This is a genomic window from Brevundimonas terrae (assembly GCF_011761985.1).
GTDB classification, from domain to species: Bacteria; Pseudomonadota; Alphaproteobacteria; order Caulobacterales; family Caulobacteraceae; genus Brevundimonas; species Brevundimonas terrae.
Genome location: NZ_JAASQT010000002.1, coordinates 355,028 through 366,341, shown reverse-complemented (window position 1 = coordinate 366,341; position 11,314 = coordinate 355,028). Strand labels below are relative to the sequence as shown.

The following is an 11,314-nucleotide window of genomic DNA, read 5'->3' as shown; positions in this document are numbered from 1 at the left end:
GTCGTCACAGACACGCCTCGCCACCCGTCTAGAGTCGCTTCAAATACTCTAGCAGATCACGCTTATCCTCGTCGCCAAGATCGGCAAACATGCGGGTATGGCCGCCATTGCCCATGCCGCGCTGTCGCGTATCCACCTGTGACGGTCGGCTATAGGGCTGATAGCCCGCAGGATAGGCCACGCCGACCTTGTCCAGATCCATCGCATGACCGCCGACGCTAAAGGTCTGTGGCCGTTCCTCCAGCCCCAGCAGAGCCGCCAGTGACGGCACCGAGCCATTATGCAGATAGGGCGCGCTCTGCCAGATGCCGGTCAGAGGCGGCGGCGCATAACGCCCCGTATGCTCGGCACGGATATAACGGCGCATCGGGCTGGCATTGATCTTGGCGGCCAGAACATCATCGGCCAGTTCGGCCCGCACAGGGTCCGTGCCGACATTGCTCAGCTTGTTGGGGAAGCTGTTCAGACGCGGCCCCGCCGCTGTCTCCTGATAGGTGCCGTGACAGGTCGAACAGTTTTGGGCGAACAGCCGCGCCCCGCGCTCTGCCCGCACCCTATCCACCTGACCGGGGAAGGCTTGCGGTCGCACGGTCCCCACAAAGCCAAACGTCTCGCGCACCGTCGGAATAGCCCGCACAGCGCCCTCGCCCGTCATGGCCATGGTCGGCACAGTGAAATAGGCCGCAATCGCCGCAAGGTCCGCCTTGTGCGCCTCGGTCAAATCCTCGGCCCGCATTTCGCGCTGGCGTTCGCTGGCATTGGCGGGCGCATAGACACCGTCCCACAGCAACATGCTGCGCCACATCCGGTCCGACAGGTGCGGAATAGAGGTCAGCCCCCGCTCGCGCTCATAGGCACCGGCGTCCCCCTCCAACAGTCCGTGCTGGAGCTTCAGCGCCGCCAGACCGTTGGAAACGCCCGCATGGCCATTGGTATAGGGCAGCGGCCTGCCACCCGTTGCCGCAATCGCTGCCAGCCGCTCTTCCACACGCGGCAAGACAAAGTCCCGCAGCGTCTTTTCCTCGCGGGCCGTCATCTGCGGGTACAGGGTCCGCACCGCCGCCATCAGCCGCGCCTTGTCCTGCATGCCCGAGGCCATGCCGTCATAGATGCCCTGCGTATAGCGATCCATGTCCAGCGACGGATTGGGTGCCCCCATCCATATCCGCTCCGGTTGGGGTTTACCCTGCGCATCATACACCGGTGCCGAGTGACAGGCCGCACAGCCAATGCCCGCAATCTGCACCTCGATATGAGGGATCGAGCGCGTGCCTGTGCCCAGTATCAGGCCCATCGCCACTTCGGGCATGGGCGGTGTTGGTGCGCCCTGCGGCCAGTTCTCGATCCGCTCGGGATAGAAGAAGCCATAGTCGCGCATAATCCGTTTCAGCGCGTCCGGTGAAATGTCGTCAGGTGATTGATGCAGCACCAGTGCCGCCGCCGTCAGCTTCCACGGCACAGCCACCGTATCCATGGCGTCGGAGTTCAGGCCGCCATAGTCGCCAAACGCGAACTGCATCGCCCCGCGTTCCATCGCATCATCCGACGGCGTCCAACCGGCCAGCACATCGGACGAAGCCCCGATATGCCCGCGAAAGAAATCCCATGTGCCCTGCGTCGCCGCACACCCTGCCACCATCAGCAAGGCCAGCGACGCCACCGTTCCCGAGATTACACGCTTCATAACCGGCCGCTCCCTGAATACAGGGCCAGCATAGCCGCCACTGTCGCCCTCTGCCTACAAAGGATCGGATAAATCCCTGCGTCAGGCCATGCCTCGTCAAGCATACGCGCCCGTACGGTTACATATGACGATTGACACAGCCCATCCGCATCGTGAGGGTCCGCCAATGAGCGTGACACCAAAGGCCCCCGTAAAAGACGATCTGAAACAGACCACTGCCAGTTCGGCCAGTCGGGCTCTTAATCTGCTTGGGGATCGCTGGGCTTTGATGATCTGCAGTCAGGCCTTTGTCGGCGTCACCCGCTTCGAGGACTTCCAGTCACGCATAGGTATTGCCCGCAGCCTGCTGACCGAGCGCCTTCGCCGTCTGGAAAATGGCGGGGTTTTGGCCCGTCATCGTTATCTTGAACGTCCGCCCCGCGACGAATACCGCCTGACCGATCGCGGCGAAGACCTTTTCAACACGGCGCTGATGATCTTGCGCTGGGAAGGATTGTGGCATCACGATCCCAAGCTACGCGCCCACAACCTGACGCATAACTGTGGCCACCAGCTGGTTCCGCAATGCCGATGCAGCCATTGCGACACCGAAGTTCTGGCTCGCGATGTTAACGCCCTCCTCGGTCCGGGGGCCGGCTTTGACCCTGCCCCAAAGGCGCGCGCCCAACGCCGCTCTACCGTCGAAGTCCGCAACAATACCGAAGCCAAGCTCGAGCGCACGATCGAGGTTCTCGGCGACCGCTGGGTCGCGCACACAATCGCAGCGGCCTTTAACGGCTGCCACCGATTTGGCGAGTTCCAGCAGAAAATGGGGATTGCGACCAATATCCTTTCCGAACGTCTGGCCCGCCTTGTGACCTTAGGGGTTTTTGAACAGCGCCCCTACCAGACCCAGCCCGTGCGTATGGAATACCGGCTGACGCAAAAAGGGCTCGACCTCTTTCCGCTGGTCGTCACCCTTGTCGAATGGGGACAAAAATGGCTCTCCGGCCCTGAAGGGCCACCGGAAATCCTGATGCACAACTGTGGTCAGCCCCTGCACGCACGTATCGTCTGCGCTCATTGCAAAAAAGTCGTCAGCCGCGAAAGCCTTAGCGGATTGCACGCCACGCCCCAGTAACTTGTATAACGAAACTAACAAGGTTACGCTGCCTCATCAACCAATGGGGCTGTGATGAAACTCGAACGTCTTGAGCCTGTTAAAACGTCACTGGGCGCTACCAACCATCCGTATATGACGGGGGCATGGACCCCGCAGTGGGAAGAGGTTACGGCCCTTGATCTGGACGTGATCGAAGGGGCCATCCCCACCGATATCGACGGGGTTTATCTGCGAAACACGGAAAACCCCCTCCATCAGCCGCTGGGCCGCTATCACCCGTTTGATGGCGACGGCATGCTGCACCAGATCGATATCAAGGACGGCAAGGCCGACTATCGTAACCGCTTTATCCGTACGCGCGGCTTTGTGGCCGAGCAGATCGCCGAAGGTTCGCTGTGGGGCGGCATTCAGGATGGTCCGGGTGTATCCAAGCGCCCCGGTTTTGGCGCGCATGAAGGCCTGAAGGATTCCTCCTCGACCGACGTGGTGATCCACAACGGCAAGGCCGTCTCGACCTTCTACCAGTGTGGCGAAGCCTACATGCTGGACCCCGAAACCATGGAACAGATCGGCGTCGCGCCGTGGGTTCCGCTGGATGGTGTATCGGCCCACCCCAAGACCGATGAACGCACCGGCGAGATGCTGTTCTTCAACTATTCCAAGCACGCGCCCTATATGCATTACGGCGTGATCGACAAGGACGGCAAGCAGGTCCACTACACCCCTGTGCCGCTATCCGGTCCGCGCCTGCCGCACGACATGGCGTTCAGCGAAAACTATTCGATCCTGAACGACTTCCCGCTGTTCTGGGATACAGACCTACTGGCCAAGGGTTATCACGCCGCCCGCATGCACGACCTGCCGTCACGCTTTGCCGTGATTCCGCGCTATGGCACCGAGGCCGATATCCGCTGGTTCGAGGCAGCCCCGACCTATGTACTGCACTTCCTCAATGCCTATGAGGAAGGCGACGAGATCGTCATGGACGGCTATTTCCAGGAAGTCCCGATGCCCGAGCCTCTGGTCGATGCTCCCAAGGGTATGGACCGCATGATGGCCTATCTGGACGAGCACAGCTTCAAGTCCAAACTGCACCGCTGGCGTTTCAACCTGAAGACGGGCGAGACGACCGAGGGCCATCTGGACGACCGCGTGCTGGAGTTCGGCGTCATCAATAACCGCTATGCGGGCCGCAAGAACCGCTATTGCTACTCGACCACGACCAAGCCGGGCTGGTTCCTGTTCAACGGCTTTGTGAAGCACGATCTGGAAACCGGCGAAAGCTGGTCGGTCACCCTGCCCGAGGGTCGCTATGCCAGCGAAAGCCCGTTCGTGCCGCGCATCAATGCCACCGACGAAGATGACGGCTATCTGATCAGCTTCATCATCGACGAGCATGCGGGCACGTCCGAATGCATTCTGGTGGACTGCAAGAAGTTCGAAGAAGGCCCTGTGTGCCGCATTGCCTTGCCGCACAAAATCTCCAGCGGCACGCATGCCTGCTGGGCTGATCGGGCCTATATCAAGAACGGAGTGGTGGCCGCGTAATCGGCGCCGCCGCGTACAGCCTCGTTGATCGAGCCGCATCGATAGTGTTTGAATTCAATCTGTTGTATAAAGAACCTTATGTGCCGACGACAAAGCTGACCGTGGTGGTGGTCGAGCCCCCGATGTTCAGGGTCTGGACGTTTTTGGCACCCTCAACCTGATAGTCTGCCGCCTTGCCGGTGACCTGACGGGCTGCATCCAGCACCATACGAACACCCGTTGCGCCGACCGGATGGCCCAGACCGATCAGACCGCCCGAAGGGTTGAAGGGCAGCTTGCCGTCAAAATCGATAGTGCCGTCTTCGATGGCTTTCCACGCCTCGCCTGCCCCTGTCAGGCCCAGATGCTCGATGGCCATGTATTCGGTGGTGGTGAAGCAGTCGTGGGTTTCCACGGCATCAATCCCCCACACATCGGCAATGCCGGCGCGGCGGCGCGCATCCTCGCCCGCCTTCTTCACATGCGGGAACACCCAGCCCCCGCCCGCCGAGGCGTCAAGCTTGGTTTTCAGCGAAAGCGCCGCCCCCGTATGGCCCCACCCCTTGATACGCGGCAGGTCTTCCAGTTTTAGGCCGCACTTCTTGGCATAGTCAGCCGCCGCCCGCTCCGAGGCGAGGAACACCACTGCCGAACCATCCGTGATCTGACCGCAGTCCTGACGACGGGTCAGGCCCTCGATGACCGGATTGGCCTCTTCGTCTGCCATAAAGCTCTCGGCTGTGAATTCCCATTTGCGGGTCTGGGCATTGGGGTTGCGGCGACCATTGGCATAGTTGATCTCGGCAATACGTCCCAGATGCTCGTATTTCAGGCCGAACCGCTCCTGATAGGCCTCGCCAATGTCCGAAAATGCACGCGGCCACAGATAGCGGGCATCGGTAAATTCGTGGCCTGACCAAGCCGCCGCCCCCAGATGCTGGGCTGCGATCTCGCCCGGTACATTTCGCATCATCTCGATGCCCAGCACGCAGGCCGTATCATAGCGCCCCGCCTCGATCTCGGCCATGGCGGCAAGGATAGCCAGCGATCCCGATGCACAGGCGCCTTCGTGGCGCGAGGTCGGCATGCCGTCAAACCCCTTGTGGGTCTGTGCAAAAAGACCGCCCAACAGGCCCTGATTACAGAACAACTCGCCAACGAAATTACCGACATGGCCGGTCTCGATCTCGTGCGGATCAAGGCCCGTCGCTTGCAATCCGTGGTTCAGTGTATCGGCAAAGGCGTCGGCGATTTCCACGCCGTCGCGCGCCCAGTTACGTGCAAAATCACTCTGCCAACCGCCCAGAACATAGACCACCGGACACGTCTCCCTGTTGTGTTGGGATCAGACTGCGATAGTCAGTCTCATAACGCAAGCATCAATCACAGCAAGGTGACGGCGACCAAAAAGGGGGCCGCGTTTGCAGCCCCCTTTCACCGGTTTCGTAGTATTGCCTGAAGCGTTTATTCTTGTGACGAACTGGCAGGACCGTACAACAAGCCATTGAAGAACAGTCGGAATGTTCCATGCGGCTGTGCGCGTTGGATCACCTCTGCGCCATAAACGAACAGCTTGCCCTCGCCCATATCGATATCCACGACGGCGCTCGTATCCTTCAGCCTTTCCTGATGCTGCGCCCAGCCACTACGCAGCGGCGTGTCGGTATCGAAGCGCACCACCGAACGGGCATTGTCGCCTGTCAGGCGGAAGGTCTGGCCATTGCTGAAGAACACATCCGAGGACGCGGCCATGCCATAGGCCAGCGGGTTCGACGGCTCGACCGCCGCCGTCAGGATCGACCCTGGCAGGAAGAACTCGCTGGTTGTCAGGGTCGTCACCTGACCATTCTCGGTCTTGACCAGAGCCGGCTCGATCGGTGCACCCAACAGGCTGGCCAGACGGTTGGCATTGCCGATGGTCAGCACCGTGCCACCCGCCTCGGCAAAGGCCTTCAGACGCGGCACGGTCACATCGGCGCTGATATCCCCCAGCCAGTCACGGTATTCCGCAGGAATGCTGTCCGCGCTCGGCTGTCCGCCGCCCGAGGTACGGCGATAGCCCGCTGCGTTCAGCGCAGGCGTAGTGCCATCGGTGAAGACCAGCACGTCATACTTGGCGTTCAGATCGCCCTGATCCAGCGCCTGCGGATAGACCACCTCGAACGGGAACTCGTATTGCTCCAGCAGCCAACGGGTCCAGCCCGACGACATCACCCCGCCATAACGATCCACCAGACCGATACGGACAGGCTTGAGCGCCAGCGCCTCGCCAACGGGACGGCGCGACACGGCATGGGCATCAATGCCCAGCGGGCCGACGGCCTCGCGCACAATGCGTGTGGCCTCGGCCGAGGCAGGCACCCAGATAGCCCCCGCCTGCAAGGTTTCCGATCCCGCCCGCACCGACTGGCCGATCCATTCCGGCTTGATACCCGCCGCCAGCAGACGGTTGGTCAGGATGAAGCTGTTATTGGCCTCGTGGCCGATCACATAACCCGCACGCCCCGAACCGATCACGCGGCCAGCGGGTGCCACCAGATCATCCTCGGCGCGCACGCCCGTCGCGGCAAAATCACCCGTGATGGCGTCGAAATTGACCCCCATCTGCAGGGCCAGTGTATAGCCCGCCATGTCATAGGGCAGCTTGGGCGGACCACCGGGGTATTCGGTGTTGTGGGGGTGGTCCTGCTTCGTGAACATATCCATCACATGCGGGCGATAGGCCTGCGCCGTGCGGACAATATAGGACCCTGCCGGATAGCGGACACCATCGGCGGTAAACGGCTTGTCGGCCACCTCGACGTCCACACCGTTGCGGATCAGCGTGTTCAGGAAGGCCACCGAGGCCGGAAGATCGCGCTGGTCGTCAGGGCGGATCACAAAGGCGCGCGGCTCGCGGTTCTCGGCAGTACGCACCACCGTATCCAACAGCGACGCATCCACCGCACCGCGCGTGGTTTCGGTCGCCGCTGCCTTCATGGAATCCACCATGGTCGGCGTCATGCGCCAGCTATCGCGCTGGCCACGCTCGATGCCGTTCATCCCCATGCGCCAGATATTGAACAGCAGACGTTCCTTGTTGCGCGAGGCATAGTCGATGACCGCGCGGTTCATGGTCCACTGGTACTCAACGCTATCGCGCAAGTGCCACAGACGCGGCGCGATCGGCATGGGCTTGTCATTGCTGGCCAGTTGCACATCCGGCAGCAGCGGGATCTGTTCCGGCACCGGCCCGCCGATGATCTCGGTCAGGATGCCCACGGCGTTATGGAAGTACGGCGTCGAGCGGTACATGCCATTGTGCCAGGTCGAATAGTTGGCCGCTGAATCCATGCCCGAACCGGCCTTGCCTTCCGAGATCAGGCGGCTGTGCATGATGGTGCCGACCTCGGTCGTGGTGGTCATCACCAGCGGGTCGAAATTATAGTTGAACGGGTCGCGGAACGGCGGAATGAACACCACCATGCCGCGCGGGCCGGTCTGGTGCTGGTTGAAGACGATCTGCGGGAACCATTCGCGATAGTGGATACGGTTGGCGTTTCGCGTCTCGGCCTGCGTCACCATGAAGGAGTCGCGGTTGTTATCGTGGCCAGTATATTTCTGGTACAGGCGCGGAATATCGCGGAACGACCGCGCCTGCGGGTCCGGATTACGCATATACCAGTCGGCCACCAACTGATGCCCGTCAGGGTTCACATGGCCGAAGATCAGGATGGTGTCGTCCAGCGTCCGCAGCGTCTCGGTATCCTGCCCTGTCAGCAGACGATAAAGCACATGGACCTGCGCCTGAGGCGTTACGGTTTCGGTGGCATGCAGTCCGGCATCGATCCACACCACGGCCTTGCCCTCGGCGGCCAGTTGGCGGGCTTCGTCTTCGGATACGCCCTCGGCCTTGGCCAGTTTGCGGGCGATCTCCTGATAGCGCTCGAGATTGGCCAGATTGGCCGGAGAAGACACGATCCCCATCCACTGGGTGCGGCCTTCCTCGGTCGTGCCAAAGCTTTCCAGCTTGATGCGGTCCGACTGTTCGGACAGGCGCTTCAGATAGGCTTCGTACTGGTCATAATTGGCCAGATAATAGTCCGTGCCCGGTTCCTGCGCGAAGAAGTCCTTTGGCGCCGTTACTCCCGCCACCGCCGGTGTAATGACATCCGACGGCACAGCCGCCGCAACGGCCTCAGCCGTTTGGGCCACAACAGCCGGAGCCGTCAGAAAAGTCGTAGCCAGAAGAACCGCCGAAAGTGCGGTCGCACGAACCGATGAACGCATAATCACCCCTTACATCATCAGTCCCGAACAGGCTGATGCTCCGGCGCGGAGTTTCATCGCCATTCGTGGCTATGTGCAAGACCGAATGTACGGGGTCTAAAACAAGCTACCCGATGTGGCGCCACTGGGGCTGGGACGAGCTGTTATCGCGGGTCAGCATCATGTGGTATTCATAGTGATCGGGATTATAGAGCCCGATATAGTGCTCCAGCGGCTCGCCCTTGTCGTTCAGTATGGTCCGGCGCAAACGGATCACCGGCGATGACACCGCCAGACCCAGCCAGTTGGCGACCTGATCGTCTGCGGGAACCGCGCTGAGGGTCTGCTCGGCTCGGTGCGGGCGCACCCCGCCCTCCTCCAGCATACGGATCACAGGCCGATCATCCAGCAGATGCTCGGCGGCCAGATGCGATACACTATGCGGCAGATAAACCGTAGAAACAGAAAGCGGCAGGTTCTGGTGTCGGCGCAACCGCACCAGACGCAGCACCGTGTCATCATGCTGTAGGCCCAGGGCCTGAAGCACACGCGCGGGCGGGGCCATATCGGCGCTGAACTCCAGCAGTTCCGCCGTGGTCGTCATCCCCATCGAGATCAGGTTTTCGACAAGGCCGGAAACGGTCGGGCCAGCGGGTTTTTGCACCTGCGCCTGATCCGAGGCGACAAAGGTGCCGACGCCATGGCGGCGCACGATCAGACCTTCGCTCTCCAGCATTTCCAGCGCACGACGCACCGTGACCCGCGACACCCCGTAACAGGACGACAACTGCATTTCCGAAGGCATCGCCTTACCCATCGCGAACAAGCCGTCCTTGATCTGCTGGCGCAGAATGGAACGCAGTTGATGATAGACAGGAATAGCCCGATTGCTGCCATCGGACGAAGCGCCACGAAGCCGTGATTCTGTGCGCGATCCGGCCCTGTCCGGCGCTGTATTATGATCAGTCATATGCGCCCCGCTCCATTTATTGTCACGGTTGCATGGTCTGCCACAGTGATCCATGCCCGATTCAGAATTTGCGGCATGCAGGCGGGAAAAATACACGAAAAAAGGCGGCAAGAAAACTTGCCGCCTTTTTGGGTACAACGCTTACTGGTACGCTTACGCTTACTGATACGCTTACTAAAATGGCCTAACATGCTGTTCGCAGGTCAAGCCATCAGTGGTATTCTTGCTAATACAAGATGACCAAAATAGGGCGTTGCGGTCCAGCAGCCTTACTCGCGGCACTGACCCCACAACGGGTTACACACAAAGCGAACAAAAACAGTCACATCGACCTGTTCAGGCATAAGGCGAAACGTGTGCGCAACACGGAGGGGAGGATGTCGCGCGGCGGACAGTTACGCGTCCGCTATCGTTTCGGCACTGAGGGGGGAGGAAACGCCTCAACAAGCCGATGTGTTAACGGTGATAATATACGCAAAATGCCGTAAAAACAGCCAGACCAAGGTCGAACACCGTTTTGCACCCGCGCATCAAGGCGACAGCCCCGCAGTGTGTTGCTATCTAAAGCGAATGACCACTGATCGCTCTGCCCCGAATCCGCTTTTGGCTGGCCCGCTTGCGGGTATCAAGGTTCTGGACCTGTCACGCGTTCTGGCCGGACCATGGGCCACACAGACACTGGCCGATATGGGGGCCGAGGTTATCAAGGTGGAGCGTCCCGGCGTCGGTGACGATACCCGCCAATGGGGCCCGCCCTTCACCACCGCCACCGATGGATCACGCAGCGACGCTGCCTATTTCATGTGCGCCAATCGCGGCAAGAAATCCGTCGAGCTGGACATGGCTTCGCCTGAAGGGGCCGACGCCATCCGCAAACTGGCGGCCGATGCCGATATCGTGGTCGAGAATTTCAAGGTCGGCGGTCTGGCCAAATATGGTCTGGACTATGCCAGCCTGTCGGCCCTCAATCCGCGTCTGGTCTATTGCTCGATCACCGGCTTTGGCCAGACAGGGCCGGACGCCCACCGCGCGGGCTATGACTATATGATCCAGGCCATGGGCGGGCTGATGTCCATCACCGGCCAGCCGGACGGTGCCGACGGTGCCGAACCCATGAAGGTCGGCGTGGCGGTCGTGGACCTGTTCACCGGCCTCTATGCCTCCAATGCCATTCTGGCCGCCCTTTGGCATGCGCGCGCCAGTGGCGAGGGCCAGCATATCGACATCGCCCTGTTCGATGTTCAGGCGGCCATGCTGGCCAATCAGGCCACCAACTATTTCGTTTCCGGCAAGGCTCCGACGCGCATGGGCAATGCCCATCCCAACCTTGCGCCCTATCAACCCTTCCCCTGCTCGGACGGCATGGTCATCATCGCCGTCGGCAATGACGGCCAGTTCCGTAAACTGTGCGAGGCACTGGGCCAGCCCGATATGGGCCATGATGAACGCTTTGCCCGTAATGCCGACCGCGTCGCCAACCGCGATGATCTGGCCCCGCGCCTGAAAGACCTGACTGTCCGTCACACCATGGCGGGACTGATGAAGCTACTGGAAGATCACGGCGTCCCCTGCGGCCCGATCAATCACATCGATCAGGTGTTTGACGAACCCCAAGCCCTCCATCGCGGCCTGACCGTCGAACAAACCCGCGACGACCTGAGCGCCCCCGTTAAAACCGTCGCCTCGCCGATCCGCATGTCGAAAACGCCTGTGCGCTATGACCGCCCGCCGCCTGCCTTGGGGGCCAACAATGCGGATGTGCTGGGCAAGCTGAAACCTTAAG

At 61.0% G+C, this 11,314-nt stretch carries 7 protein-coding genes; 3 read left to right on the top strand and 4 right to left on the bottom strand.

Annotated elements, in window-relative coordinates:
- Positions 1-28: 28 nt before the first annotated feature.
- Positions 29-1,684 carry a c-type cytochrome gene (locus tag FHS64_RS06350; protein WP_167176938.1) on the bottom strand — a complete coding sequence of 552 codons (1,656 nt, stop codon included), beginning with the start codon at positions 1,682-1,684 and terminating at the stop codon, positions 29-31.
- Positions 1,685-1,850: 166 nt separating this feature from the next.
- Between FHS64_RS06350 and FHS64_RS06345 the strand changes: the two genes are divergently transcribed.
- Positions 1,851-2,804, top strand: coding sequence for a winged helix-turn-helix transcriptional regulator (locus FHS64_RS06345; RefSeq protein WP_167176936.1), 954 nt, complete (start codon positions 1,851-1,853; stop codon positions 2,802-2,804).
- A gap of 54 nt (positions 2,805-2,858) precedes the next feature.
- The gene (locus tag FHS64_RS06340) at positions 2,859-4,334 is read left to right on the top strand and encodes a carotenoid oxygenase family protein (protein ID WP_167176934.1); all 1,476 of its coding nucleotides are present in this window, start codon (positions 2,859-2,861) and stop codon (positions 4,332-4,334) included.
- A 76-nt stretch (positions 4,335-4,410) separates the two neighbouring features.
- Here the strand turns inward: FHS64_RS06340 and FHS64_RS06335 are convergent, their stop codons facing one another.
- From FHS64_RS06335 to FHS64_RS06325, 3 genes are all read right to left on the bottom strand, one after another.
- Positions 4,411-5,631 (bottom strand): acetyl-CoA acetyltransferase, encoded by a 1,221-nt coding sequence (locus tag FHS64_RS06335; RefSeq protein ID WP_167176932.1) that lies wholly within the window; start codon positions 5,629-5,631, stop codon positions 4,411-4,413.
- Between the two features lie 146 nt (positions 5,632-5,777).
- On the bottom strand, positions 5,778-8,582 hold the full coding sequence (locus FHS64_RS06330) for a M14 family metallopeptidase (protein ID WP_167176930.1): 2,805 nt from the start codon (positions 8,580-8,582) through the stop codon (positions 5,778-5,780).
- Between the two features lie 106 nt (positions 8,583-8,688).
- Entirely contained in the window at positions 8,689-9,531 is an 843-nt protein-coding gene (locus FHS64_RS06325) for a GntR family transcriptional regulator (RefSeq protein ID WP_167176928.1), read from the bottom strand.
- Positions 9,532-10,101: 570 nt separating this feature from the next.
- Here FHS64_RS06325 and FHS64_RS06320 point away from each other — a divergent pair.
- On the top strand, positions 10,102-11,313 hold the full coding sequence (locus FHS64_RS06320) for a CaiB/BaiF CoA transferase family protein (protein ID WP_167176927.1): 1,212 nt from the start codon (positions 10,102-10,104) through the stop codon (positions 11,311-11,313).
- Position 11,314: the final 1 nt, after the last annotated feature.

Excerpts from the sequence above, each read along its gene's own strand:
- FHS64_RS06320 (WP_167176927.1), top strand. The coding sequence starts at position 10,102 with ATGACCACTGATCGCTCTGCCCCGAATCCGCTTTTGGCTGGCCCGCTT.
- FHS64_RS06340 (WP_167176934.1), top strand. The coding sequence starts at position 2,859 with ATGAAACTCGAACGTCTTGAGCCTGTTAAAACGTCACTGGGCGCTACC.
- FHS64_RS06350 (WP_167176938.1), bottom strand. The coding sequence starts at position 1,684 with ATGAAGCGTGTAATCTCGGGAACGGTGGCGTCGCTGGCCTTGCTGATG.
- FHS64_RS06325 (WP_167176928.1), bottom strand. The coding sequence starts at position 9,531 with ATGACTGATCATAATACAGCGCCGGACAGGGCCGGATCGCGCACAGAA.
- FHS64_RS06345 (WP_167176936.1), top strand. The coding sequence starts at position 1,851 with ATGAGCGTGACACCAAAGGCCCCCGTAAAAGACGATCTGAAACAGACC.
- FHS64_RS06330 (WP_167176930.1), bottom strand. The coding sequence starts at position 8,582 with ATGCGTTCATCGGTTCGTGCGACCGCACTTTCGGCGGTTCTTCTGGCT.